General features: G+C 37.5%; 26 protein-coding genes. 17 read left to right on the forward strand and 9 right to left on the reverse strand.

What is annotated here, in order from left to right:
- Positions 1-52 precede the first annotated feature (52 nt).
- Together F3D3_RS16285 and F3D3_RS16290 are read left to right on the forward strand one after the other, a co-directional pair.
- Positions 53-775, forward strand: coding sequence for a beta-ketoacyl-ACP reductase (locus tag F3D3_RS16285; RefSeq protein ID WP_069875511.1), 723 nt, complete (start codon positions 53-55; stop codon positions 773-775).
- A gap of 116 nt (positions 776-891) precedes the next feature.
- A complete protein-coding gene (locus F3D3_RS16290) occupies positions 892-1,314 on the forward strand; it encodes a MaoC family dehydratase (protein ID WP_069875512.1) in 423 nt (140 codons plus the stop codon).
- A 31-nt stretch (positions 1,315-1,345) separates the two neighbouring features.
- Here the strand turns inward: F3D3_RS16290 and F3D3_RS16295 are convergent, their stop codons facing one another.
- From F3D3_RS16295 to F3D3_RS16320, 6 genes are all read right to left on the reverse strand, one after another.
- Complete coding sequence (locus F3D3_RS16295) at positions 1,346-2,581, reverse strand: D-alanyl-D-alanine carboxypeptidase family protein (protein WP_069875513.1); 1,236 nt, start codon at positions 2,579-2,581, stop codon at positions 1,346-1,348.
- 11 nt (positions 2,582-2,592) lie between these two features.
- Positions 2,593-3,387 (reverse strand): hypothetical protein, encoded by a 795-nt coding sequence (locus F3D3_RS16300; protein ID WP_069875514.1) that lies wholly within the window; start codon positions 3,385-3,387, stop codon positions 2,593-2,595.
- A gap of 143 nt (positions 3,388-3,530) precedes the next feature.
- The gene (locus F3D3_RS16305) at positions 3,531-3,848 is read right to left on the reverse strand and encodes a hypothetical protein (RefSeq protein ID WP_069875515.1); all 318 of its coding nucleotides are present in this window, start codon (positions 3,846-3,848) and stop codon (positions 3,531-3,533) included.
- Positions 3,849-4,021: 173 nt separating this feature from the next.
- Positions 4,022-5,053, reverse strand: a complete 1,032-nt coding sequence (locus tag F3D3_RS16310; protein ID WP_069875516.1) for a DUF4097 family beta strand repeat-containing protein — start codon at positions 5,051-5,053, stop codon at positions 4,022-4,024.
- Positions 5,054-5,138: 85 nt separating this feature from the next.
- Positions 5,139-5,591, reverse strand: a complete 453-nt coding sequence (locus F3D3_RS16315; protein ID WP_069875517.1) for a threonine/serine exporter family protein — start codon at positions 5,589-5,591, stop codon at positions 5,139-5,141.
- 19 nt (positions 5,592-5,610) lie between these two features.
- Positions 5,611-6,390 (reverse strand): threonine/serine exporter family protein, encoded by a 780-nt coding sequence (locus F3D3_RS16320; RefSeq protein WP_069875518.1) that lies wholly within the window; start codon positions 6,388-6,390, stop codon positions 5,611-5,613.
- Between the two features lie 125 nt (positions 6,391-6,515).
- Between F3D3_RS16320 and F3D3_RS16325 the strand changes: the two genes are divergently transcribed.
- From F3D3_RS16325 to F3D3_RS16345, 5 genes are all read left to right on the forward strand, one after another.
- Complete coding sequence (locus F3D3_RS16325) at positions 6,516-6,740, forward strand: hypothetical protein (RefSeq protein ID WP_175438410.1); 225 nt, start codon at positions 6,516-6,518, stop codon at positions 6,738-6,740.
- Positions 6,741-6,832: 92 nt separating this feature from the next.
- Positions 6,833-7,747 (forward strand): RluA family pseudouridine synthase, encoded by a 915-nt coding sequence (locus F3D3_RS16330; protein WP_069875520.1) that lies wholly within the window; start codon positions 6,833-6,835, stop codon positions 7,745-7,747.
- A gap of 9 nt (positions 7,748-7,756) precedes the next feature.
- Positions 7,757-8,293: a bifunctional pyr operon transcriptional regulator/uracil phosphoribosyltransferase PyrR gene (pyrR, locus tag F3D3_RS16335; RefSeq protein ID WP_069875521.1), complete on the forward strand. Its 537-nt coding sequence runs from the start codon at positions 7,757-7,759 to the stop codon at positions 8,291-8,293.
- A 41-nt stretch (positions 8,294-8,334) separates the two neighbouring features.
- On the forward strand, positions 8,335-9,255 hold the full coding sequence (locus F3D3_RS16340; RefSeq protein WP_069875522.1) for an ABC transporter ATP-binding protein: 921 nt from the start codon (positions 8,335-8,337) through the stop codon (positions 9,253-9,255).
- Positions 9,230-11,245, forward strand: coding sequence for a DUF6449 domain-containing protein (locus F3D3_RS16345; RefSeq protein ID WP_069875523.1), 2,016 nt, complete (start codon positions 9,230-9,232; stop codon positions 11,243-11,245). Before F3D3_RS16340 ends, F3D3_RS16345 begins: the two co-directional genes overlap by 26 nt.
- Positions 11,246-11,329: 84 nt before the next feature.
- Here F3D3_RS16345 and F3D3_RS16350 read toward each other — a convergent pair whose 3' ends face one another.
- From F3D3_RS16350 to F3D3_RS16360, 3 genes are all read right to left on the reverse strand, one after another.
- Complete coding sequence (locus F3D3_RS16350) at positions 11,330-11,965, reverse strand: DUF308 domain-containing protein (RefSeq protein ID WP_069875524.1); 636 nt, start codon at positions 11,963-11,965, stop codon at positions 11,330-11,332.
- A gap of 80 nt (positions 11,966-12,045) precedes the next feature.
- The gene (locus tag F3D3_RS16355; RefSeq protein ID WP_069875525.1) at positions 12,046-12,975 is read right to left on the reverse strand and encodes a hypothetical protein; all 930 of its coding nucleotides are present in this window, start codon (positions 12,973-12,975) and stop codon (positions 12,046-12,048) included.
- Between the two features lie 45 nt (positions 12,976-13,020).
- Positions 13,021-14,769: an NFACT family protein gene (locus tag F3D3_RS16360; RefSeq protein ID WP_069875526.1), complete on the reverse strand. Its 1,749-nt coding sequence runs from the start codon at positions 14,767-14,769 to the stop codon at positions 13,021-13,023.
- Between the two features lie 200 nt (positions 14,770-14,969).
- Between F3D3_RS16360 and F3D3_RS16365 the strand changes: the two genes are divergently transcribed.
- The 10 genes from F3D3_RS16365 to F3D3_RS16410 all read left to right on the forward strand — a co-directional run bounded on the left by F3D3_RS16365 (position 14,970) and on the right by F3D3_RS16410 (position 25,054).
- Entirely contained in the window at positions 14,970-15,854 is an 885-nt protein-coding gene (locus F3D3_RS16365; protein ID WP_069875527.1) for a YicC/YloC family endoribonuclease, read from the forward strand.
- A gap of 10 nt (positions 15,855-15,864) precedes the next feature.
- The gene (gene gmk, locus F3D3_RS16370; protein ID WP_084389112.1) at positions 15,865-16,488 is read left to right on the forward strand and encodes a guanylate kinase; all 624 of its coding nucleotides are present in this window, start codon (positions 15,865-15,867) and stop codon (positions 16,486-16,488) included.
- The gene (rpoZ, locus tag F3D3_RS16375; protein ID WP_069875528.1) at positions 16,481-16,708 is read left to right on the forward strand and encodes a DNA-directed RNA polymerase subunit omega; all 228 of its coding nucleotides are present in this window, start codon (positions 16,481-16,483) and stop codon (positions 16,706-16,708) included. Before gmk ends, rpoZ begins: the two co-directional genes overlap by 8 nt.
- Positions 16,709-16,808: 100 nt before the next feature.
- Entirely contained in the window at positions 16,809-18,023 is a 1,215-nt protein-coding gene (coaBC, locus tag F3D3_RS16380) for a bifunctional phosphopantothenoylcysteine decarboxylase/phosphopantothenate--cysteine ligase CoaBC (protein ID WP_069875529.1), read from the forward strand.
- A gap of 23 nt (positions 18,024-18,046) precedes the next feature.
- Positions 18,047-20,491, forward strand: a complete 2,445-nt coding sequence (priA, locus tag F3D3_RS16385; RefSeq protein WP_069875530.1) for a primosomal protein N' — start codon at positions 18,047-18,049, stop codon at positions 20,489-20,491.
- Between the two features lie 10 nt (positions 20,492-20,501).
- Positions 20,502-20,966, forward strand: coding sequence for a peptide deformylase (gene def, locus F3D3_RS16390; RefSeq protein WP_069875531.1), 465 nt, complete (start codon positions 20,502-20,504; stop codon positions 20,964-20,966).
- The gene (fmt, locus tag F3D3_RS16395; protein ID WP_069875532.1) at positions 20,967-21,926 is read left to right on the forward strand and encodes a methionyl-tRNA formyltransferase; all 960 of its coding nucleotides are present in this window, start codon (positions 20,967-20,969) and stop codon (positions 21,924-21,926) included.
- Between the two features lie 12 nt (positions 21,927-21,938).
- A complete protein-coding gene (locus F3D3_RS16400) occupies positions 21,939-22,616 on the forward strand; it encodes a zinc metallopeptidase (protein WP_069875533.1) in 678 nt (225 codons plus the stop codon).
- A 334-nt stretch (positions 22,617-22,950) separates the two neighbouring features.
- Complete coding sequence (gene rsmB, locus F3D3_RS16405) at positions 22,951-24,330, forward strand: 16S rRNA (cytosine(967)-C(5))-methyltransferase RsmB (protein WP_069875534.1); 1,380 nt, start codon at positions 22,951-22,953, stop codon at positions 24,328-24,330.
- A 10-nt stretch (positions 24,331-24,340) separates the two neighbouring features.
- Positions 24,341-25,054, forward strand: coding sequence for a Stp1/IreP family PP2C-type Ser/Thr phosphatase (locus tag F3D3_RS16410; protein ID WP_069875535.1), 714 nt, complete (start codon positions 24,341-24,343; stop codon positions 25,052-25,054).
- Positions 25,055-25,065: the final 11 nt, after the last annotated feature.

A 25,065-nucleotide genomic window follows, 5' to 3' on the forward strand; every position in this document is an offset into this window, starting at 1 on the left:
GCGTATTACTATAGTGAAATGATTTAGTAAGGTCATTGAAAGGAGAATAGATATGAAACGTTTAGAAGGTAAAGTGGCAATTGTAACAGGCGGTGCAAGCGGTATAGGCAGTTCTATCTGCGATGCATTCGTAAGAGAGGGTGCATTGGTGGTTTCTGCGGATATGAAAATACCAACAGAAAGTCGATCAAATGTTGAAGATGTGGCATTGAATGTAACAAATCGTACAGAAATCGAACAATTTGTAAGCGATACTGTAAAGAAATATGGACACATTGATATTTTGGTTAACAATGCGGGTATCACTAAGGATGCATTGATCCACAAAATGACTGAAGAGATGTGGGATGTCGTCATAGATGTCAATCTCAAAGGCGTATTCAATTTAACGCAGGCTGTGGGACCGCATATGATGGAAAACGGTAAAGGGTCTATTATAAACATAGCATCTGTTGTGGGTGAATATGGAAACGTTGGTCAAACAAATTATGCTGCAACTAAGGCTGGCGTTATTGGAATGGCTAAATCGTGGGCTAAAGAGTTCTCTAGAAAAGGCGCTGCTGTCAGAGTGAATTCAGTAGCACCAGGTTATGTCAATACTGAAATGATGAAAACAGTACCCGATAAAGTTTTGGATCCAATCAGAGAGAAAACCATGTTAGGCCGATTAGGAGAACCAGAAGAAATCGCAAATGCAGTTCTTTTTTTAGCAAGCGATGAGTCTTCCTTTATTACGGGTCATACTTTGTCTGTAAATGGTGGTTTAAGATTATAAAAGTGATCAGATTTGTTTACAGTTTTAAGTCGGATTACAGAAAAGTGTCAAGTAAAATGGACACTGTCATATAAATGAGACAATTATTATAGAAGTTACAGCTGAGGAGGAAGCCTATGCAAGGTAAATCTATTCAAGAAATTGAGATTGGTGATTTCGCAGTATTTCAAAAGACAATCTCAGAAAGTGATGTATATCTATATGCTGGGATTAGTGGAGATTTTAATCCAGCTCATATAAATGCAGTAGAGGCGAGTAAGGGCATGTTTCAAGAGCGGATTGCACATGGCATGTTGACAGCAAGCTTGATCTCGACGGTTTTAGGCTGTCATTTACCAGGTCCAGGGACTATTTACTTGGGACAAGAATTGAAATTTAAGAAACCTGTACATTTTGGCGACACCATTGAAGCAAAAGCAGAGGTTGTGGAAATGGATGTTGAGCGCAACAGGATTATCATGAAGACTACAGCAATGAACCAAAAGGGAGAACTTGTTTTAGAAGGTAAGGCGACGGTGATGCCTCCTGTAAAAGCATAATAGCATTCAAGGCATAAAGAACTGCATCCGGTTAATACGGAGACAGTTCTTTTATTATGAGATCGACACCGAGTAAATACTCAGTGTCGTCAAAAAAGACAATTTTACCGACGGGAAGCAAAGTGGTAAGGTCGGGACTTATCTTCCAAAGCGGATTTAGGATGATGGTATATTCAATATTACCTGATTTGGGGTATGGAATTGAGATTGAATCACTTGGAAAAATGCCATAATTTTCGGGCAATTCAATATCGGTTGTAAATATGGGGACATCTTCTTTGCACAATGCATATAGTAGACATTGCTCTTTTGCATACTGGATTAATGTGGTTGAAATGTTATTTTTGCGATATTTGGAAGAGGCGCCAAGTACAATAGAAACCACTTTTTTTTTCGATGAAAAAGTATTGAACTGATGTGTAATGTCATCGATAATAGTGGTGTCAGCTTTACCAAAATCAAGCGTTGCGGTGGTCACTTGGCAATAACCTGCATAATTAGTGAAACCCGTTTTAAATCCATTGACTTCTGGAATGGTTTCAAGTAGTGAATTTGTATTTTTTTTGATGATTTGCTTAGAATTTAGTGTCCAACTTTCAAGGTTGGTAATGTCAGTGATTTCAGGATATTTATCCAGTAGATACTGAGTGAGTTTGAGTAAATCAGCGCTGTTCATCATGTTTTGTTTTAGAAGTGCATTTTTAGACGAATCATATTGGGTCAAGCCAGAAGCATTTACAAATGAAACTGAATTGAATCCGAGTGATTTTGATTTTTGATTCATCAATGTCACAAATGAAGACTCTGAACCAGCGATGTGTTCTGCAAGTGCAACCGCTGCATCATTTGAAGAGCATATGAGCATGCCGTGAAGTAAATCATCTACACTTACTTGTTCTCCAGCATATAACTTCAATCCGTTTCCATCTTGAGAAAGTGCGTGATTGCTTATAGTGACGAGATCTGTCAAAGCAAGATGTCCTTTTTCAATTTCATCAAGAATAATACTCAAGGTCATTAATTTCGTTAAACTGGCAATACCGAGTGGTTTGGAAGCGTTATATGCAAAAATATCATAGTATCCATCTAGATCTGAAAGCATAAAGGCTTCTGAGAAGTGGGTAAGGTCATAGAGGTTTCCAACGTCTTTGGGTTTAATAATTTCGCTACCAAAAGCAAGCATAGGGGAACTCAGTAGGCTGAAGGCGATTAAAAGAGGCGCATATTTTTGGATCATCGTTTTTTTGAATAAAAATTTAAATGTCATAAACGCTCCTCTTAACTGGCTGGGTGTTGACCAAAGTCAATATTAATATAATCCATCACCTGAGCAAAGGGAATTTGAATTAAGGTGTAGTTAGTGGCAAAATCATTTTCCATAAAGTAAAAGACAATTTCCGTATCTGTAAAATACATGCCCATCCAATCTTGAGGTGCTTCAAATTCAAACCCCACATTAAGTGCAGTCTCGGAAAAGATATGATTAAATTCGGTTCTGGATTTTAGATCGTTTTTTATTAAATTTTCTACTAATATGAGATTACTTGAAGGGATATCAATAGTAATTGGATTCCATATCTCAATAGCACCATTTTCCCATGTGAGCAAACCTTTGTAAAGTACACTTATATATTTTTTATCTTGGCGTTTGACCTCGTAAGTGACAACGATAGGGTTTTTAACATTGACATCTGGTAACAACATCGACATGGCAGCGTTTTTTAAAGATTGATTGATATAGTCTTGCGTGAGTTCCCCAGCGAGCCCTGTCACTATAGGATATTCTATCGTGTAAATGCCAGTTTCGCTAACAGAGTCTGCTGTGATTTCGTATTGATAGAGCTCACTTTGGGGCTCTGTGGGTTTGCTTTCTGCAGGGGGTGTTTCATCAGCAGGTGTTGAGGGTGCAGTGTCTTCTTTTTTAGGCTCTGTTTGTTTAGGCTCTGCTTGTTGGGGCTTTTCTACTTCAACGGGAGTCTGAGCAGGGGAGGGGTCTGTTTTACTACATCCTGCTGTAAAAATTAAAGTGACCATTATGGTTGCAGTGAGAATACCTCGCATATAATATTTCATAGTTTCATCCTTCCAATCCATTCATTAATTGAACCTGTGTCTCATTTTTCTTAATAAGAGCAGTTAACAAGTAAAAGGAACGTACCATAGGATACATTCCTCTAATAATTTTACCATATATATAATGTCAATAGGGTTACAATTTAGCTAAATCTTTTTTTATAATATTTCTTGCCAATACTGGTTAAAATGAGTTGGATGAAATAGATGCACAGGCCATAAGAAACAAACATCGTTGAGAAATTGGGAACAACACTGTTATAAGTCAAGGCCAGGATAAACATTGTACCAGAAGCTAAATAGATTAGACTTAAAAATTTTAGAAATGCATTTGCGTCATAGATGATGAAGTCATGTCTATAGGCTGCTAAAAATTGATCTTTATCAGGAAGGTACATGTGAAGTCTAATCTCGACGCCTTTAAATATCATAACAACACCTAATAAATAGATGGATAACATAAGCTTCACCCCTTTCTATACTCTCTATTAAAAAGATACCCAATTTTCTGATGATTTAGCACTTTTGTTTTAAAAATAATGGGTCTGCTCTTTACTGGACGAAAACGAATGATCTCATGACCATCATGATCAGTAAAAAAACCTACTTGATTTTATCAAATAGGTTTTAGGTCTTAATGAGTGATTTCAATATTGCCGACATCTGAATCTGCTTCGATGGTCAAGTTGAATAGGGTCGAAGTGGCATTGTTGATGAAGAAGTAATCGTTTTCTGCTGTATAAGCGACATTGTTAAACTTGATTTTGGATACAAATTCGTCTTCTTTTGCAATTAATTTGACTTTCAAATTTTCATCAATTTTGAGTTTGACACCGCCAGTGGAAGTGATACATTTTACATGAGTATCATCTGCGTATTGTCCAGCGAGATCAAGTTTGACTTCGCCAATATCAGAACTTGCATCAAGGCTGAAAGCGTTTTTATAGACGCCATCCAGTGAAAGCTTTATTTTACCGGTGTCTCCACTTATCTGGAGTTGTTCGATGGATGGGAAATCCCCTGACATAGCCATGGAGAGATCACCGACATCAGAATTAAGCACTATGGTCTCAAGACTAGATGCATTTTGAGGGAGTTTCAAATTTATTTTACCAACATCACTATTGAGCTCTATATTTTTGAGATTCGCTTGCTCAGAATCAAGCGCAACCGTGATGTCGCCCACATCGGTACTGGCTATTAGGGCTTCAAATTGAAGTGAATCCGTACTGAGGTTAAATTTACCAACGTCCACGGTAGAATCAATACTGTAAAGTATGCTTTCAGGAAGCTCTATGACAATATCACTATTTAAACTGTTAAAAATCATTTGTTGACTCGGAGAATCAAACGATAATATTAAAGTGTCACCGCTAGGGGTGCTCGTTGGGACGACAAAGATCTTTTCCCGATTAGCATGTTGCGTTAAAGTGAATATTGAATTGTCTCCTTTTTGAATGATAACGTCACTGACGTCAATATTCAAATGCAGTTCTACTTTTTTATAGGCCGCTAGATCGTCGGTGTATACATATTCATTTTTTTCAATGGTTTCGGTTGAAGCTTCAACACGAGGAGATTCGCTTGTGCTCATGGTCCAATAGGTACATCCACTGAGTATGTATGCGAAAAGTCCTATTAGTAAAATTGATTGGATACGTTTCATTGATAAGCCTCCATATGAGTTATTATGATTTGAGTATAATGATATAGAGTTAATATTGCGTTAGAAAGGCATTAAAATCAAAATGTTATTTGATTTTTTCAAGCCACTTATCTAAAGAGGGTCTGATCATTCTCATCAGAGAGGTGGCAAGAACGATGCCACAAGCTATGGAAATTGCCACAAATAGAGATTGAGCACCTGTGGTCATAGCTTGATCAAAATCTTCTTGAACGATGTAGAGCATGGTATAATAGATGCCGTAGCCAGGGACTAAAGGAATAATGCCAGGGATGGTAAACATCGTTGAAGGATGCTTGGTTACAGCTGCAAGTATTTCTCCAATGAGTCCAACGGCAATAGAACCAACGACAGCGGGCACTATAAAATTTGAAGTTTGCCCTTGTAAGGCATCATAGACAAGCCATCCCACCATGCCCGTAAATGCAGCATGCGGAAGCAATTGCTTGGGCAAATTAAATATAATTGAAAACCCAATAACGCAAAAGAGGGCATAAATACCTTGAGTGATAATATACATAAAAATGTCCTTTCTAATCCTATATAAAGTTAATACCGATTTGGAGCATGATGCCTACACCGAAAGCAAGTGCAATTGCAATGAATAGAGCTTCCATAATTTTTGCGCTTCCAGCCAAGAGTTCTCCAGAGATAAGGTCTCTGATGCCATTGTTTAAGGCAACGCCAGGCACTAAAGTCATGAGCGGACCAATGATGACAATGTCCAGTGAAGCATGAATGCCTATGCGACTTACCAGTGAGATACTGATGATCCCAAATAATGAAGCTAAAAATCCGCCGATAATATTTTTGACAAAGAAATTGAGTTGCTTGCCTGAGAGTGAATCAAAGCAGAGTACGGTAAACGCACTGGAAATATAGGCTAATAGGAATTCAACAAAGGTACCGTTGAAAAGAAAAATAAAAAAGCCTCCAGCCATCCCACTAAAGAAAAACCGCGTTAATTTGGAGAAAGTAGGAGACTGACTTATGGCGTTGAGGGCGTCACTTGCTTCTTGTAATGACATATTTGTACTTGTGAATTGTCTGGATAAAGCATTTGTGCGATCAATTATTTCAAGATCAATACCTCCGCCTTGAATCCGCTCTAAAATAGTGGTTGGATGATCATCAATGTTAGCAGAGACAATGATCCCAGTGGGGATTACAAACACTTGTACATCTTCTAACTTGCGAGATTCAATCATTCTTTGTACAGTATCTTCCACGCGATAGGTCTCAGCGCCGTTTGTGAGCATAATATTGCCTGCCCTTAGGGCGATATCAACGATCTGTTTTTGTTCCGTCTGTATTTTCATTGGATGGTCCTTTTCTCATTTTAATCTACTTCTAATGTTGGGTTAACTTATTTTGAATCTTGACGTGTTACCATAGGGTCATGGTAATCGTCTAAAAGGGTAATATGAACCCTAGATATTATAACATGAAAGTGAAAGGAGAAGCTCAAATGTTAAGTTTTATTTTAAGTATATTTGTTATCATTATGTTAATGAAAGTTCTATTTCATATAGGCTTTGGCATTACAAAGTTGCTTTTTAGTTTAATCGGTATAGCGTTGTTTCTATTTTTTATTCCGATCGGTTTATTTTTATTAGTGCCTATTTTTGCCGTTATGGCCATCATGTTTTTATTAAAGCTCGTATTTTAAAAATAAACCTTCTAAAAACACATAAAATTTGATAAAATGATCACATAAAAGCACTTATAAAAGTGCTTTATTTTTTTGAAAGAAGGTCGCTTTTGGATACTGAAAAAATACAGATTATATGTGAATCTGAAAATATTAGAATAGATGCCTATTTATCGGAGGCGCTCAACGATCTCTCTAGAAATTATATTCAAAAATTGATTTCAGGTGGACATGTTACTCTAAATGGTAAAAAATTGGAAAGCAAAAAAATCAAGGTGACCTTAGAGGATCTCATTGAGATAGATATCCCAGAACCTGAGCTTTTAAGCATTAAAGCTGAATCCATTCCTATTGATATCGTCTATGAGGATGATGACCTTATGATCATTAACAAACCTCAAGGGATGGTCGTACACCCTGCTCCAGGAAATTATACGGGCACGTTGGTGAATGCGTTAATGGCACTTACCGAGAAATTATCTTCAATCAATGGCGTTATAAGGCCAGGGATTGTACACCGTATTGATAAAGATACCTCGGGTTTACTCATGGTAGCCAAAAATAATAAAGCACATGAATTTCTGGCAGCCCAGCTTAAGGATAAAACTTCTAGAAGAGAGTACTATGCAATTGTCAATGGTGTTATTAAACAGGACTCAGGTACAATAGACAAACCACTTGGCAGGTCTTTGAAAGATCGTAAGAAAATTGCAATTATACCAGAGGGTAGAGAGGCTGTTACGCACTACGAAGTCCTTGAGCGTTTTAAGTATCATACGCTTGTAAAGTTAAAGCTTGAAACCGGTAGAACACATCAAATAAGAGTGCACATGGCTTCAATTGGATATCCGCTTTTAGGCGATCCCGTATATGGGGTGAAATCGGAACGTGTGAAGTATGAAGGTCAAGCGTTGCATGCTAAAATTATAGGCTTCGTGCATCCCACAACACATGAGCAAATGCTATTTGAGTCAGAATTACCGGATTATTTTATAAAACTGATCCATAAGTGTAAAAGTTTATAGGAGGAAACGATGGAATTTAAGGCACAAATATTAGACGAGAAGGCAATTGATAGAACTTTGACACGGCTTGCACATGAAATCATAGAGAAGAATAAGGGCATTGATAACCTCGTTCTAATAGGGATTAAATCAAGGGGGGTACCACTGGCAAAGAGACTTTCAGAGAAAATTGAATTAATAGAAGGGAGACCTTTAAAAGTCGGTAATTTAGATATCACAATGTATAGAGATGACTTGTCTTTAAAAAGTTATCAGCCGGATGTTAAGGGCCTTGATGTCGACTTTGAAATTGATGGTAAGATCGTCATTTTAATAGATGATGTGATCTATACTGGGAGAACTGTGCGCGCTGCAATGGATGCGATCATTGATTATGGAAGACCTGCCTCCATACAGCTCGCTGTATTAGTGGATAGGGGCCATAGGGAATTACCGATTAGACCTGATTATGTGGGTAAAAATGTCCCTACATCGAGTAAAGAGATTGTTAAAGTTAAGGTTTTAGAGGTAGATGATATTAATGAAGTGGCTATCTATCAAAAATAGAAAATGTTCAAGACATTTGTTTTTGTAGGAGGAGTATAATAATGCCGAGCTCAAATTCGAACTTCATAGAAGTTCAAAATCTGATCAAATATTTTGGCGATTTCAAAGTGCTGAAAGGGATCGATTTGCATGTAAAACAGGGTTCGATTTACGGGTTAATTGGCCCAAATGGCGCGGGAAAAACAACACTGATCAAGCACATAGTGGGTTCTTATCATCAAGACGGTGGTAGTGTCTTAGTGGATGGGGAACCCGTGTACGATAACAGTCGCATCTTAAAACGGATGGCTTACATTCCGGATGATCTGTATTTTAACACGACGGATACTGTTAAAAAAATCTCTAAATTTTATAAAAAAGTGTATCCTTTTTTTAATGAAAAAAGATATGAAATGTTAAAGGAAATGTTTGAAATTGATGAAAATCACTTGATCCGTAAAATGTCCAAAGGGATGAAAAAGCAGGTGGCTTTTTGGCTTGCAATATCAAGCATGCCCGATATTATGATTTTAGATGAACCTGTAGATGGACTTGATCCAGTCACGAGAAGACGTGTATGGTCTCTGATTGTTCAAGATGTTGCAGAGCGTGGTACAACGGTATTAATATCCTCTCATAATCTAAGAGAACTTGAAGATGTGTGTGATTATGTGGGCATTTTGCATAATGGCAATTTGCTCATTGAAAAAAATTTAGATGAACTCAAAACGGATATTCATAAAATTCAAACTTCTTTTGAAGTTGAAGTGGATATAAAGCAACTTGAAGACGGTAAGATTCTCTATGAAAACACTTTGGGATCCGTACATAATTATATTATTAAGGGGGATAAAGACAACATTCTCAGATGGCTTAATAGATATAAGCCGAGGTTTATCGATATGCTGCCACTGTCTTTAGAAGAAGTTTTTATCTATGAAATAGGGGGAGATGGCTATGAAATTAAAGAAATCATTTTATAATAGTCATGTGATTAGACACGATCTTACTTATTTTGGATGGATAAGTGGCATCTATATTATTCTGCTCTTGTTGACGGGGCCAGTTGCCTCTCTTTCAGGGGAGGAGAAATTTGCAGCATATATGCTGAATTTATTGGATTTTGCCGCACAGCTTCATCTGTTTACGATCGTGGTTGTGCCCATTGCACTTGGACTTTTTCAATTTAAATACCTTCACAATCAAGTGCAGATTTCTAGAATCCATAGTTTCCCGTTTACAAGGTATGAATGGCTGGGAACGAAGCTTATAACGGGTTTATTGATCCTCTGGATTCCGCAGATGTTTTTCACACTGTTTGTCATTATTTTTTATCCTTCGGCTGAATTTATTGGCAATCAATTGATTCATACACCGCTTGAATTTTTGGCTTTAAATTGTGTCTATATGCTGAATATATATCTGTTTTCAGTATTAATTTCTGTCATGTCAGGTTTTACAATCGCGGCAACATTGATGACATTAATCTTTTTTTCAGTGCCATATGGTCTGTTGACCTTGCTTTACAACAATTTAGAAATGACTTTAAAGGGTTTCTATTACAATTATAATTTTCTGGACAAGGTGATTCTCAAGCTATCGCCTTTTACGGTGCTTTTTGAGTTTTCAAGTCAAAAAATTTCTGTGATGACTTATGCGAGTATGGGGGGATTCTTTTTCATTTTTTTGATTTCAATATTTTATCTCTATTCGAAGCGAAAGGATGAATCTGCAGGTGATGTGCTTGCGTTTTCAATATTGAAACCCATCTTCATAGTAGGTGTTACAATTTGTAGTATTTTTGTAATAGGGACTTATGTCTCCGTGCTCTATGAAAATGAAACGGCTCTTTTTATAGGCTATCTCATTGGAGGGACACTGGGCTATTATATTGCACATATGATTGTCAATAAAAAATTTAATGTCTTTAAACGATACATCAAAGGTTATGGGGTTGTTCTTTTGTTAATTGTCCTTTTTCAGGGCATTTTATGTTTTGATGTTACCGGATTTGAAAGTAAAGTTCCTAACACTGACGCTATTGAATCAGTCGTATTTGAACAGCTTTACGCCTCAAACACTGAAGGCAAACATAATATTTATCAAAGTGTAAGCAATATTGAAACCATAAGAGCACTTCATCAAAAATTAGTGGATGAAGATGTTTCAAGCAAAACTGGAAAAAGCTTCTACATTCAATATAACCTCAGTAATGGGACTAAAATCAAGCGCCAGTATATTATTGAGGAATTGCGTTACAAGTCACTTTTCGAATCTCTATATAACTCTGCATCATACAAGAAACAAACTTATGATATTTTTGATCTCAACCCAAGTGACATTTCAATGGCTTTAATTGAAAGTAATGAGTTTTGGAATAATAGGGAAAAGTTTGAACAAGTCGCAGATTTAGAAGAATTAATTGCGGTTTTAAAGCAAGATATAATGGCTGCAACCGCTGATGATCTCGTCTTTAATCGGTACGAGCAAGCCCATATCATCTTTTATGATAATCGACTTAATATCAATGTCAATATTGCTTCAATTGAGGATCAAGAATCCAATGCAAGTGGCGAATTAAAGAGTTTTGATGAAATTGACGATGAAGCTATAATTGTGGATATTCCACTGAATTCAAAGTTTTTAAATACCAAAGCGTGGTTGGATGAAAAGGGCATATTAGCCAATATAGCGTTAAAGCCAGAGGCTGTTAGTTATATTGTACTTGAAGAGGTTGGGGTGAAATCCACAGCGACCACGGTTATTGGGGAAGATACAAAAACAGTTAATGTTGTGGAACCTGAATGGATTAAGTGTGTTCTTGAGCATATGTCGTATGGCGAATATTTTGATGAGAAAGAGCCTTATTATGTCGTGGGGGTTGGTCTCAAAGATAAGATAGATGGCATGGTATACGCTTATATTCAAAAGAAAGATTTACCGACTGAGGTATTAACTCAATTTAGACGTTGAACTTAATAAAAGCACGATTCACATATAAGGGTTAGACCCTATGTGAGATCGTGCTTCATTTTTTTAAAAATCATTTTGAGGATGTCATTTAATTTCCTTATAGTCGACTTCCTCAACTTCATCTGTATCGATGTTAATGATGACGCGTTTATTTGGATTAGATGTTGCCTGAGTGGGATCATTTGCCCCATATTTATAGAAAAAAGTTTTCTTTAGAGGTTTCATCAATTTACCTTGATAGATTAAAATGACGCCAAGTGCTAAAATCACAATACCGAGGATCATCATAACCGTTGCCAGAGCTGCCCTAGAATTAACAATTGCAAAGACACCAAGGAGAATCATTAAGATGGAGGATAATATGATGTTATCCGATTTTCGTTTGGAGTAGAGCAACAAACCGTGGGCGCCACTTAATGCAAAAGCAATACCAATAATTAACAAAATGTAATCGGGATTCACAAAGGCATAAATACTCATAAGGAGCAGTGATGCACTGAGAAATGTTGTGGTTATACTTTTCATAACCAATGAGAAAGTTAAGCCATAGAAACCAATAATCATCAGAAGTAATGTTATGAATTTGATGGCTAAAACACCTATAAGTGTTGGAAAAGCTATTAAAGTAGCACCAATAACGCTTAATGTAATGCCTGACCATTGAATGCCGTTAAGTTTATAATGATGTGCCATGATTTCACCAACCAGTTTTAATTTCATAGTATAACGCGCTCACTATAGTGTTAGTATAAGCCCAAAATATGAATATATTATTAACAAAAAAGCAACAGTTCTAAAAGTTAATGTGACTGCAATGGAATGAGTTCGGTCACTAGATCAAAATATTTAAATTTGGACGGAATACGTTCCGTATTGTAAAGCCAACTGAGCAAACTGTCCATTGCATTGATGTCGGGTAAATCAAAAGTAGTGCTGAGGGGAAGTTTTGACAGTTTAACCTGATCGGGAACCTTAAAATATCTATGGATAAGATAGTTGTAATGTTTTAAAGACTTCGTTTCAGAAGTGCTGTTGATCTTGGCTAAAAGTTGTTCCACGAAATCAATCTGACTGGTTTCGTGGGTTTTATTTATGGTGAGTATGGCGTAAGTAGGGTGAAGCCCACTCATTTTTTGGATCAATTTAGTGTTGTGTTCTAGAAGATAATCGCTGTACGGAGAGGTAAATATGCCGAAATCTAAAGTGTTGTCTTTGAGAAGCTCAACTCGTGATAGAGTATCGTTAATCAGAATTTCATCCATTGAAATTCCAATTGCGCTTTGCGCTTGGATGGTGAGATCTAAAAAGAACTCGCACTGATTATAGTTGTAAATGCCCATTGCGACAGCTTTGACATCATTTAGTTTTACCGTATTTTGATTGTTCCTAGAGCCGATGAGATAAAGTTCTTTATAGGTACTTGAGATGATCACAAAGTCAGAGAGGGCTTTATGAGAAACGATGAAAGAAGCGGGTTCACAAAGAAACCCATCCAAGAAGTTTATTCTTGCATCGTAAAGCATGGCATTTTCTGTTGAATACACGATGATTTCAACTGGAAATGCCATATTATCGAATAGACCTTGATCGTAGGCATCTATTATTGGCAAGGATGCTGTTTCGGATAGAACCCCTATTCTCACTACGGTTTCGGATAAATTTTCTTTATAAAAGAGACCACCAATTGACAGAAGGACAATTAGTGAGATCAATATCATTTTTAATTTCATAGAGACCTCTTTACGATGTTGAATAATGATAATCAACGTCTATATCTATTTTTTTAGGTGCTGGATTAGGGCTTCATCGGGTGTTACGTAGAGTGTTTTGTTTTGAACATAAATCACCATGCCAGGTTTTGCACCGTTTGGCTTTGATACATTTTTGATAAGGGTGTAATCAACGGGCACATTGGAAGATTCACGTGCTTTTGAATGATAAGCAGCAATAATAGCCGCTTCTGTTAATGTTTTTTCAGGAATATCGGTGCCCTCTGTACGAATGATCACATGGGAACCTGGGATAATTTTGGTGTGGAGCCACATGTCTTTGTTAGAAGCAACTTTAGTTGTGAGTTGATCGTTTTGCTTGTTGTTTTTACCCACAATAATTTCAAAGCCATCACTTGAGATGAAATATTTAAAGATTTCTTTAGTGGGTTTGCTTTTTTGTTTCGTTTTCTTGACTTTGATAAAGCCTTCTTCAGCAAGCTCTTGCTTGATACTATCGAGTTCGGAAGGTTCCTCAATGTTGTTTAAAAGCGTTAGCACTTGATCCAGATAGGCCACCTCATCGTCCGTTTCTTTGATTTGTGTCTTAAGTTCAAGGCGAGCTGTTTTCAGTTTATTGTATCTTTTGAAAAACTTTTGCGCATTTTCAGAGGGATCAAGCCTAATGTCTAAAGGGATATCAAGGGTTTCATTTGTTTCGCTATAGTAGTTTTCAAGTGTTGCCACATTCATGCCTTTATGAAGTCTGTAGATATTTGCCAGAATTAATTCGCCTTGGACCTTGTAGATCTCAGAATTTTCGGCGGTTTCAAGTTCCATTTGAAGCTTGCGAAGTTTGCTTTCCGATCGATCGAGGCGTTGTTGAATGCGTTTTTTTAGATCATGAGCGCGTTGATGATTTTTAAGTTGTTTATTTTGGCTACCGTAGTAGAGGTCTACAGCAGCGTTTAAAGTGTCTGTTTTTTGAATGTGATCATACTCGTGTAGGGTACCGATAAAATAGAGTTCTCTCGGAATATCAAAGGCGCCATAGTAAACAAAACCTTCTAGGCGCAAATCCGCTCTAAATGCAATTAAACCTGTGAGGAGTTGATCTCCATCCTGAGAAGTGAGTTGCCCTATGGGATTGTCGAAGGACATATCTAGTGCATTGAGCACTATTTTAGAAGCTAGGGGGCTAAAGCCTTCGATAATTTCATAGAGACATTTAAAGGTTTTCATTTGTGGCGTTGCCCTTATTTTTGCATCAAGTGCTTGTTTAAACTCAAGTTCAACATCACGGAGTAAGATTTTATTGGATTCAAGATATTCGTATTTTAGCCCTGGTAAGATCAAGCGCACTCTGCTCAAGTCGGGTGTGATGCGCTTGATGCTGTCGATGATGGTGAAATCCTCTTTTGTCAAAATAAGATTAGAATGTTTGCCCATAATTTCGATGATGAGTTTTTTCTTTTCAAGTTCTCCGAGTTCGTTCTTTGCCTCAATTTCAATAATGACAACTCTTTCGTTTCCGTGTTGGCTGATGTTAAAAATTCGACCACCTGCGATATGTTTTCTCATGAGCATGCAAAACATTGGCGCAGCTTTTGGGTTTTCTTTTTTTTGAGTGGTGACTGCGAAATACGGAAGTGCGCTCTCAACAGAAATAAAGAGTGTATAGCTTTGATCTTTTCCACGTGTGATCAAAGAGAGTTCGTCTTTTTCGGGTTGATGAATTTTATCTATTCGTGCACCGATTAAAATAGGTGCGAGTTCTTGAACGAGTTGACTTATAAAAATGCCGTCAAATGCCATAGGTGCCTCCTGATCATGAAAGATTATTTTAAAAAAGTATATCACTTCTCATAAAAAAGATAAAGTTTTGATTGTTTTGTGGCCTCTTAATAGAGAGATATGATATATTGTTAATAGAGATTTTAACATGGCATTGAAGGTTGTCATAATAGGTAAATCTATGTTATAATCTAATGATGTATAAGTATATGGAGGTAGTAATGATTTACAGCATGACAGGCTTTGGCCGCGGCGAATTTTCAAATAATGCATTTGATATAACACTGGAAATTAAATCCGTTAACAATAGATATTGTGATATTATCGTTAAGATGCCAAAAAAATTAAATGTATTTGAGGATCGTATTAAAAATACGATTAAGGAACACCTGTCGAGAGGACGTATAGACGTTTATATCAATTTAGAAGAAAAATCATATGATAATTATGAAGTGCTTGCGAATTTTGATATTTTAGATAAATATGTCACTGTATACCGAGAAATTAAAGCAAGATATGAAATCAAAGAGGATGTCACGCTAAGTATGTTGACTCGAATTCAAGAGGGCATTGATGTCTCTTATCTTGAAAGAGGCGAAGAAGAATACTGGGCGGCAATTGAACCGGCTCTCAACGTTGCAATTGATAGAATTTTAGAGATGAGAAGACAAGAAGGCCAAAAGCTTAAAGAAGATATCAATGAGAAGACAGAGCATATCCGTGTTGTTCTTGGTAAAATTGAGCTTCTGTCACCACAAATACTTGAAGCTTATCGCGTTAAAATGAAAGATCGCATCACAGAGCTCTTAAAAGAACTCAATGCTGAAATAGATGAAATGAGATTGGCGAATGAACTTGCCATTTACGCAGATAAAACCAATATCAATGAAGAAATTGTGAGAATTTATTCTCACTTAGCTCAGATTGATACCATCTTAGAATCCTCTGAACCGATTGGCAGAAAATTGGATTTCTTAATTCAAGAACTCAATAGAGAAGTTAACACCATTGGCTCAAAATCTCCAGATATAGATATTTCTAATCTAGTGATTGATTTAAAAAGTGAGATCGAACAAATTAGGGAGCAAATTCAAAATATTGAGTAAGGGAGCGTTTATGAACCAAAAGGGCTTATTAATCGTCGTATCTGGACCATCTGGTGCTGGAAAGGGCACAATTTGTAAAAAATTAATTTCAAGAGATGACAGCGTAATCGTGTCGGTTTCTGCAACCACAAGAGCACCTAGAAATGGAGAGGTTGAAGGAATCAGTTATCATTACTTAAATAGAGGTCAATTCGAAGCTATGATTGATTCGGACGATTTTTTAGAACATGCCAAGGTCTATGACCATTATTATGGGACTCCAAAAAAATTTGTCATAGATCATATTGTAAAAGGCGACAACGTGTTACTCGAGATTGATATCCAAGGTGCACTTCAAGTTAAAAAGAAATATCCAGAAGGTATTTTTGTCTTTATTTTACCACCGTCTATGAAAGAGCTTAAAAGTCGCATTGTGGGGAGAGGCAGTGAAACGCCTGAATCTCTTGAAAAACGACTTTCTAGTGCTTATAGTGAAATTGAGTACATTAAAAACTACGATTACTTTATTGTAAACGATAAAGTAGATCATGCCACTGATATTCTGCAATCTATTATTTTAGCTGAAAAGTGTAGGGTTGCTGCTGATATAGAACAAATTGTGTGTAAATTTAAGGAGGAAACAGAAAATGCTTAATCCATCTATTGATGATTTAATCGAAAAAACAGGGAACAGGTATGCACTTTGTATTATCGCTTCAAGAAGAGCTAGAACGATTATAGACGGGGAAGATGATGTTTATGATTTTGATGCTGAAAAACCACTTTCTATTGCAATTAATGAGATTATGACGGATAAAGTTGAAGGCTTACATGTGGTTACAGAATATGCGTCAGAAGAAATTAGATTATTTTAAGTTTATATGAAAGCCCATTATGTGCATCCTATGTTTTCATAGGGTGTATTTTAATAGCATTTTGAGGGTATAGAAAAACAGGGATTAAGGAGGCATTCTTATGACACTTCAAGGAAAAAACATCGTACTAGGCGTAACGGGTGGTATTGCTGCTTACAAAACAGCTGATGTGGTGAGTCGCTTGAAAAAGCAAGGCGCTAATGTCTATGTGATCATGACGCAGAATAGCACACAATTTGTCAGTGCATTGACGTTTCAATCCTTATCACAAAATTATGTGGTGACAGATATGTTTGAAGATCCAAAAACTTGGGATGTGGAGCATATTGCACTCGCCAAAAGAGCAGATCTTTTTTTAATCGCACCTGCTTCTGCAAATGTGATTGGGAAGATAGCTCATGGGATTGCAGATGATATGCTTACAACGACGGTTATGGCCACAGAGGCACCTGTATATTTGGCCGTGGCGATGAATACTAAAATGTATGAAAACCCAATTTTGCAAAACAATTTATCAATACTCAGAGCGTATGGTTATCATATCATTGATCCAGGTTCGGGGCGTTTGGCATGTGGTGATATTGGCGCCGGCAAATTAGCGGAACCAGAGTGCATCGTAAATGAAGTTATAAAATATTTTGAAAGTGAACCTGTAAATTCAACCCCTAAAGCTTTAGCGGGTAAAAGTATTTTGATCACCGCTGGGCCAACTCGAGAGGCCATCGATCCAGTGCGGTATATCAGTAATGAATCCAGTGGCAAAATGGGTTATGCCATCGCCAAGGTCGCACTTGAAATGGGGGCGGATGTAACGCTTATCAGTGGTCCTACCTCTATAAAAGCGCCAGAAGGTGTAAATTTGATTTCAGTGGTTTCAACGCAAGATATGTTTGATGCTGTCATGGCACATAAAGCTGTTGATGTGATTATCAAAGCGGCTGCACCAGCAGACTATAGACCAGCGCAAGTGAGTCCAGAGAAGATTAAGAAGAAAGAAGCTTCTATGCACATTGAAATGGTGAAAAATCCAGATATTTTAAAGACGCTTGGCGAGATAAAAACCAATCAATTGTTAGTGGGCTTTGCAGCAGAAACACAGAATTTAAAAACCTATGCACTTGGCAAATTAAATGAGAAAAATTTGGACTTCATTGTGGCCAATAATGTCGCGGAAAAAGGTGCTGGGTTTGATGTGGATACTAATATTGTCACTATTTTTGATAAAGATGGCACGGAAACGGCATATGATTGTTTAGAGAAGGATCAAGTGGCAAAAATTGTACTGGATCGAGTCGTTAAAAAACTTTCAATTTAAGTATAAAATGATACGAGGCGAACATGTTTGCAAATATTGCAATTTTAAGAAATGCACAAAATTTGGACCAACTCTTTACCTATGAGATTCCAGCAAAATTTGAATTGATCGCTCAACCTGGGAAACGTGTGTTGGTGCCTTTTGGTGCTTCTGGCCAAGTAGAAGGCATTATCATCGAATGTAAATCCGTTCTTGAAAAGGTGCCTGAGTTTGCTATAAAAAAAGTGCGGCATATCTTCGATGATGATGTTTATTTAAGTGAGCGAGATTTAAAGGTTGTCGATTTCATGAGAACGCATTATTTGTGTACCTATACTGAAGCGATACAACTTTTTTTGCCCTCTGGGACTATGACGCATCAGCTTAAAAAATACAGCATCACTGAAGAAGGCTTGCTTCATCAAGCGAAGTTTAATGATAGAGAACGTGAGATCGTCAGTCAGATTATGTCTTTTGATGAACTTGAACTGAGTCGAATTGAGACATCGTATTCTGAAAAAATAAAATTACAAATATTAAGCAAACTCACCGCAAAAAAATGGCTTGCTCTCAACTATGATTATGAAGAGGTCGTTAAGGACCGCTATGTGGAAGTTCTTCATGTGGTGGCGGATTTAGAGGACTACTTTTTGACAATTCCTAAGCGTTACACGGCGCGTATTAAGCTTTGTGAAGTGCTTATGGAAAACCCAATCATTGAAAAAACAAAGTTGGTCAAAGATTTTAAGATCAGTCGAAATGTAATCGATAAATTTATCGAAGAGGACCTAATAGAAATAGAACTCAAAGAAGACAGGCGTATGCCAGCCTTTATGGCCTCGCTTGAAAGTAAAAAGAACATTGCTTTAAATCCAGAACAACAAGAGGCGTATGACAAGATTGTTGAGCGTTTTGAATCCGGTGAACAAAATGATTTTCTAATTCATGGGATCACAGGTAGTGGGAAAACGGAAGTTTATGCTGAGCTCATTGAATATATGATTTCTAAAGGCAAAAAGACGGTCCTTTTAGTCCCCGAAATTTCATTGACGCCACAAATCGTGTCCAGATTTGTCAGTCGATTTGGCAAAGAACGCATTGCGCTTTTGCACTCAAAGATTTCAAATGGTGAAAAGCATGATCAGTGGAAAGGCATTCGCCGAGGTGAATACGATGTGATTATTGGCGCACGTTCTGCCGTCTTTGCGCCATCAGATGATATCGGTCTTGTGATTATCGATGAAGAACATGAAAATTCTTATCGGTCTGAAAAAAGACCTCGATATGAGACTTACGAGGTCGCCAAATTGAGGATGGAACTCTTTGGAGGCCTTTTGGTTGCAGGCTCCGCAACGCCAGCACTTGCTTCTTATCACGACGCAAGGTGTGGGAAAAGAGAACTGTTGAATCTTAAAAAGAGATTTAACAATCAAGCGCTTCCAGTGATGGAAATCGTCGATATGAGACGCGAACTGGAAGAGGGTAATATGTCTATTTTAAGTAGACGTTTATTCGCGGCTATCGAATCACGTCTTGAAAAAGGGGAACAAAGCATTATTTTTCTAAATCGCAAGGGGCATTCCACCTTTGTCTCTTGTAGGCGTTGTGGCTATACGATGTCTTGTCCAAATTGTGATGTCACTTTGACTTATTTCAAGACAGAAAAATCCGTAAAATGTAACTATTGCGGATATGAGTCTTATGTGCCCAAAAAGTGTCCTAAATGTGATAGCCATTATTTTAAATTTTTTGGTGTGGGCACTGAAAAGGTAGAAGAAACGCTGAGAAATTATTTTAAAAATGCACGTATTGCCCGGATGGATAAGACGACAACTTCTAGAAAAGGCAGTCTTGAAGCGATGATTACGGATATTGAGACTGACAAAACGGATATATTAATTGGGACTCAAATGGTGACAAAAGGGTTTGACTTCAAAAATGTCACACTGGTCGGCATTTTATCAGCAGATCTCATGTTCAATTTTCCGAGTTACCAAGCTTCTGAAAGAACTTATCAATTGGTGAATCAAGTGGCTGGTAGAGGCGGGAGAGGTGAAAAAGCCAGTGAGGTAATTCTCCAAACCTACACCCCAGACCACTATGCAATAAACATCAGTGCATATGAAGCTTTTTTTGATGTGGAAATGAAATACAGAGAGATGCGCAGATACCCGCCCTATTATAAATTGATCAATTTGCTGATTGTATCTAAATCTGAACAAACGGCAATGCAATATGCACAAAAATCGCACACTTTTTTAGATAAGAATTTTTTTAAAAAAGATTTACAAAATAAGCTAGAATTATACCCTGCTTCTCCTGCATTATTGAAGAAGATAGATGGACAATACAGATGGCAAATTCTCATCAAATGTCCACCTGAATTATTAAGTGTGATTACGCGTTATTTTAAAATACTAGAAGATGAATTTATTAAAGTTGAAGCATGTAGCTTGCAAATCGATCTAGATGCAAGAAACATTTTATAGGAGGCAACGGATGGCTATACGCACCATTAGATTAGAAGATGATCCTATTCTTAGGAAGATATCTAAGAAAGTCACAAAGTTTGATGAAAAATTGGAACTTTTAGTGGCGGATATGATAGAAACCATGCATGATGCTGAGGGTGTTGGTCTAGCAGCGCCTCAAATTGGCGTTTTAAAACGTGTTGTGGTGATTGATTTATATGATGATGAAGGGCCTTTTGAATTAATCAATCCTGAGATCATCGAAACCCATGGAGAACAGTGTAAATTTGAAGGTTGTTTGAGTGTTCCAGGAAGAAGTGGGAAAGTGATCCGGCCTGAATACACCAAGGTGAGATTTCAGGATGTGTATGGTGATTTTTACGAAGTTGAAGGAGAGGAACTCCTTGCGATTGCACTTTGTCATGAAATTGATCACTTAAATGGTATACTCTATATTGATAAGCAAATAGAAGAAGCGGAAGAGGACGTATAGATGAAAATTATTTTTATGGGCACCCCTGACTTCGCTGTAGGCACACTTGAAGCTTGTATAGAGCATCATGAGGTTATCGGTGTGTTTACACAGCCAGACAAGCCAAAAGGTAGAGGCAAACAGATGGCTAAGCCTCCGGTTAAAGTGATAGCAGAGGCACACGATATTCCTGTATTTCAGCCAGAACGCATTAAAAAGGGGGATTGGACACAGCTTATAAGCGATCTTGCACCGGATTGTATCGTCGTTGTGGCATATGGTCAACTCCTTTCAAAGGCAATCTTAGAGATCCCGAAGTATGGTTGTGTCAATGTTCATGCATCGCTCTTGCCGAAGCTTAGAGGCGCAGCTCCAATTAATTGGGCTATCGTAAATGGAGAAACCGAAACGGGTGTCACGACGATGTTGATGGATGCCGGTCTTGATACAGGCGATATGCTTCTTAAATCGGTTGTTCAAATTGATGATGAGATGATGGCGGGTGAGCTTCATGATCAGCTGGCAAGCATGGGCGCAGAGCTCTTGATGAAGACTTTAGAGGGGCTATCAAACCACAGTATAATCCCAGAAAAACAAGAGGATTCAAAGTCAACGTATGCCTCTATGTTAAATAAGGACCTCGCAAGAATTAACTGGAAGGCAAGTGCAAAATCGATTTGTAACCTTATAAGAGGTTTTAATCCTTGGCCTGTGGCACATACGGTTTATGAGGAGAAAACATTGAAGATTTATAAAGCGAATGCTTTGACGTTAAGTGATTTGGATGCAATAGAACTTATGCGCTATAATGGCATTAATGAAAGTGGCAAGGTTATTGGCGTTCGAAAAAATAGTGTTTTAGTCAAAGCGGATGCATCTGTATTAGAAGTTTTAGAGCTTCAATGGGGGAGTGCTAAAAGAATGTCATGCAGTGCATTTTTACTAGGACATGCCATTGAAATTGGTGCTCAATTTATTTAAGGAGGTAATCGTATGTATTATGGAAGTGGCTATTTTATGTTATTAATATTAATGATTTTGGCTTTTTTTGCAAATATGGGTGTTAAGAATACCTTTAACAAATATCATAAAGTGAGAAATGTTAGAGGGCTTACGGGTGCACAGGCCGCTGAGCAAATGCTTAGAAGTAATGGCGTTTATGATGTGCGTGTTGAACGCATCAGCGGGTACTTGTCAGATCATTATGATCCGAGATCCAAAACGATCAGATTGTCTGAACCCGTTTATGACAATCCTTCAGTCGCGTCTGTGAGTGTTGCTTGTCACGAAGCAGGTCATGCACTACAACATGAGGGCGGCTATGTGCCACTTTCTCTTAGAACAGCAGTATTACCTGCGGCTCAATTGGGCTCAAAAGCAGCATGGCCATTGCTAATTGCGGGTGTAATACTTTCGCTACCTATGTTTATCAATATCGGCGTTATCTTTTTTAGTTTTTCGGTGCTCTTTCAAGTGATCACTTTGCCAGTTGAATTCAATGCCAGTTCAAGAGCACTAAGAATGATGAATGAATATGGTATTTTAGTTGACGAGGAAAACAGTCATGCAAGAAAAGTGCTCACTGCAGCAGCAATGACCTACGTTGCCGCAGCAGCCATCGCAGTCGGACAACTCATCCGATTTTTACTCATGGCAAACCGCAGAGATTAGGGCGTAGATTTCGAAGTGTTATTCGAGATTCATAGATTGAGGTCTTGTGTTTTATGTTTTATGTTTATGTTTTGAATTTTGTGAAAATGAGTCTCAAATTGTGACTTGACAGTACAAGAGCTGATTTAATAGGCTTTGAAGGAGCTCCACAGGCAAGCATTGCCGAGGAACGGTCTCCAAAAATGGCTAATAAATCAGCTCTTGTTTGCGAGATACACAATGCCACCGAATGTAATATTAAGTTTATTTGTTAAAAAATCAATTTTGGTTATCATTAGAGATTAGATTTGATATAATTAGGGATAGTTTTATAAAAAGAGAAAATGGGTGGCGTATGAAAGTTAATGCAAGAAAGATGGCACTTCGAATTTTAGGACAAATTGATAAAGATAAATCATTTTCACATATTGCTCTAAATCGATATTTTGAGCAATATGAAATGGATTCTATCGACAGAAGATTTATTAGCTATTTGGTGCTTGGTATATTGGAAAATAAGATTCTTTTGGATTTTTATATTAGAAAATTATCCAAATTGAGATTTGGAAAGATTCATCATGAAGTGGTTATTATTTTAAGGATGGGACTCTATCAAATTGAATTCATGTCAAAAGTACCGGATTCAGCTGCGGTTGATGAGTGTGTGAAGCTCGCAAAAAAAATCAATCCCGAGCAGGGTAAATTTGTAAACGGCATTTTGAGAACTTTTATCAGAGAGAAAGATAAAATTGAATTTCCAGATGCAAAAAGGCATCCAAGCACATATTTGAGTATTCTTTATTCGCATCCTGAATGGATGGTAGAAAGATGGATGGATCAGTTTGGCATATCGTTTACAGAGACGCTTTTAAAAGCCAATAATAACAGTCCCGATTTGATTGTCAGAGTTAATCCTTTAAAAACGACAAAAGAAGCCTTGATGAGACACTTGGACGAGGCAGGTGTCGTATATGAACCTTCACGTTATATTAAAGATGCCCTAGTGATCAAATCATTAAATGCATTATCGATTGATGTGGTTCCAGGTTTTGAAGAAGGTTTTTTTCAAGTTCAAGATGAAAGTTCAATGTTCGTAGGGATACTCTCCGATGTTAAAGAAGGTCAAACGGTAGTCGATGTTTGCTCGGCGCCAGGTGGCAAGGCCACCCATGTAGCGCAACTTATGAATAATACTGGCGTCGTCTATGCGAGGGACTTACACGAGCACAAGCTCAGTCTTATTATGGAAAATGTTGAGCGGCTAGGACTCGATAATATCAAGGTTCAGATATTTGATGCCCAGCTCTTTGATAAAGCGCTTGAACACAAAGCCGATGTGGTTTTAGTGGACGCACCTTGCTCTGGACTTGGAATTATTAGGCGAAAACCAGATATTAAATACAATAAATCCATTGAGGAACTGTTGGAACTGTCTGAACTTCAAAAACAAATTTTGAGTACGTCATCAGAATATGTCAAAGATCAAGGCACGTTAATCTACAGTACATGTACGCTGAATTTTGAAGAAAATGAAGCAGTGGTAAGATGGTTTTTAGAGCATCATCCTAAGTTTGAATTGGATGGAGATCAAGGCGGACATCTTTCAATTGTCAATAGGGCATTACTGACAGAGAAAGGTCTTGGTCTGCTGGCTGACACTGAGATGCTCACACTTTATCCAAACCAGCACGGAACAGACGGTTTTTTTATTGCAAAAATGATTAAAGTTAAATAAGAGGTGTTGGATGAGAACATTTTCACAAACGGATGTAGGCAAGAAAAGAGATAATAACGAAGATTATATTTTAATAAATGAGACGCTTGGGCTTTACATCGTAGCGGATGGGATGGGTGGTCATAATGCAGGCGAGGTTGCAGCCAAAATTGCTTGTGAAAGTATAGAAGTAGCAGTTAAGGCGAAATGTCTTGAGGGCGGCTTTAAATTTGAAGATGAAATCGAAAGCATCTTGGCAGAAGCCAACATTGCCATAAAAAAAATTGGTGAAGCTCAGCCAGAATATAGCAACATGGGGACTACCGTGGTCATCGCTTATTTAGATCATGAGATGCTTTATGTTGCAAATGTTGGAGATAGCAGGCTCTATATGGTCAATGCAGAAACGCTTCATCAGATTACAAAAGACCATTCGCTTGTGGCGGAACTCATTAAAATTGGCAGTATAAGCGAATCAGAAGCGGCAAATCATCCAGATAAAAACATTATCACCAGTGCTTTGGGTGTGGACGAAAAATTTGATTTTTATCAAACCAAGATGCCTTACTTTGAATACCGATATATACTATTATGTACAGATGGATTGACCAATATGCTGAGCAAAGAAGCATTATTTGAAATCATTAAGGACAATGAGCCGGATGTCATTCCTAATAAATTAATTGAATCTGCAAATGCAAACGGTGGCCTTGATAATGTGACTGTTATTTGCATAGAATTGTAAGGAGGATATTC

The sequence above is a fragment of the Fusibacter sp. 3D3 genome, assembly GCF_001748365.1.
Taxonomy (GTDB): Bacteria; Bacillota; Clostridia; order Peptostreptococcales; family Acidaminobacteraceae; genus Fusibacter_A.

Excerpts from the sequence above, each read along its gene's own strand:
- F3D3_RS16285 (WP_069875511.1), top strand. The coding sequence starts at position 53 with ATGAAACGTTTAGAAGGTAAAGTGGCAATTGTAACAGGCGGTGCAAGC.
- F3D3_RS16290 (WP_069875512.1), top strand. The coding sequence starts at position 892 with ATGCAAGGTAAATCTATTCAAGAAATTGAGATTGGTGATTTCGCAGTA.
- F3D3_RS16295 (WP_069875513.1), bottom strand. The coding sequence starts at position 2,581 with ATGACATTTAAATTTTTATTCAAAAAAACGATGATCCAAAAATATGCG.
- F3D3_RS16300 (WP_069875514.1), bottom strand. The coding sequence starts at position 3,387 with ATGAAATATTATATGCGAGGTATTCTCACTGCAACCATAATGGTCACT.
- F3D3_RS16305 (WP_069875515.1), bottom strand. The coding sequence starts at position 3,848 with ATGTTATCCATCTATTTATTAGGTGTTGTTATGATATTTAAAGGCGTC.
- F3D3_RS16310 (WP_069875516.1), bottom strand. The coding sequence starts at position 5,053 with ATGAAACGTATCCAATCAATTTTACTAATAGGACTTTTCGCATACATA.
- F3D3_RS16315 (WP_069875517.1), bottom strand. The coding sequence starts at position 5,591 with ATGTATATTATCACTCAAGGTATTTATGCCCTCTTTTGCGTTATTGGG.
- F3D3_RS16320 (WP_069875518.1), bottom strand. The coding sequence starts at position 6,390 with ATGAAAATACAGACGGAACAAAAACAGATCGTTGATATCGCCCTAAGG.
- F3D3_RS16325 (WP_175438410.1), top strand. The coding sequence starts at position 6,516 with ATGAAAGTGAAAGGAGAAGCTCAAATGTTAAGTTTTATTTTAAGTATA.
- pyrR (WP_069875521.1), top strand. The coding sequence starts at position 7,757 with ATGGAATTTAAGGCACAAATATTAGACGAGAAGGCAATTGATAGAACT.
- F3D3_RS16340 (WP_069875522.1), top strand. The coding sequence starts at position 8,335 with ATGCCGAGCTCAAATTCGAACTTCATAGAAGTTCAAAATCTGATCAAA.
- F3D3_RS16345 (WP_069875523.1), top strand. The coding sequence starts at position 9,230 with ATGAAATTAAAGAAATCATTTTATAATAGTCATGTGATTAGACACGAT.
- F3D3_RS16350 (WP_069875524.1), bottom strand. The coding sequence starts at position 11,965 with ATGAAATTAAAACTGGTTGGTGAAATCATGGCACATCATTATAAACTT.
- F3D3_RS16355 (WP_069875525.1), bottom strand. The coding sequence starts at position 12,975 with ATGAAATTAAAAATGATATTGATCTCACTAATTGTCCTTCTGTCAATT.
- F3D3_RS16360 (WP_069875526.1), bottom strand. The coding sequence starts at position 14,769 with ATGGCATTTGACGGCATTTTTATAAGTCAACTCGTTCAAGAACTCGCA.
- F3D3_RS16365 (WP_069875527.1), top strand. The coding sequence starts at position 14,970 with ATGATTTACAGCATGACAGGCTTTGGCCGCGGCGAATTTTCAAATAAT.
- gmk (WP_084389112.1), top strand. The coding sequence starts at position 15,865 with ATGAACCAAAAGGGCTTATTAATCGTCGTATCTGGACCATCTGGTGCT.
- rpoZ (WP_069875528.1), top strand. The coding sequence starts at position 16,481 with ATGCTTAATCCATCTATTGATGATTTAATCGAAAAAACAGGGAACAGG.
- coaBC (WP_069875529.1), top strand. The coding sequence starts at position 16,809 with ATGACACTTCAAGGAAAAAACATCGTACTAGGCGTAACGGGTGGTATT.
- priA (WP_069875530.1), top strand. The coding sequence starts at position 18,047 with ATGTTTGCAAATATTGCAATTTTAAGAAATGCACAAAATTTGGACCAA.
- def (WP_069875531.1), top strand. The coding sequence starts at position 20,502 with ATGGCTATACGCACCATTAGATTAGAAGATGATCCTATTCTTAGGAAG.
- fmt (WP_069875532.1), top strand. The coding sequence starts at position 20,967 with ATGAAAATTATTTTTATGGGCACCCCTGACTTCGCTGTAGGCACACTT.
- F3D3_RS16400 (WP_069875533.1), top strand. The coding sequence starts at position 21,939 with ATGTATTATGGAAGTGGCTATTTTATGTTATTAATATTAATGATTTTG.
- rsmB (WP_069875534.1), top strand. The coding sequence starts at position 22,951 with ATGAAAGTTAATGCAAGAAAGATGGCACTTCGAATTTTAGGACAAATT.
- F3D3_RS16410 (WP_069875535.1), top strand. The coding sequence starts at position 24,341 with ATGAGAACATTTTCACAAACGGATGTAGGCAAGAAAAGAGATAATAAC.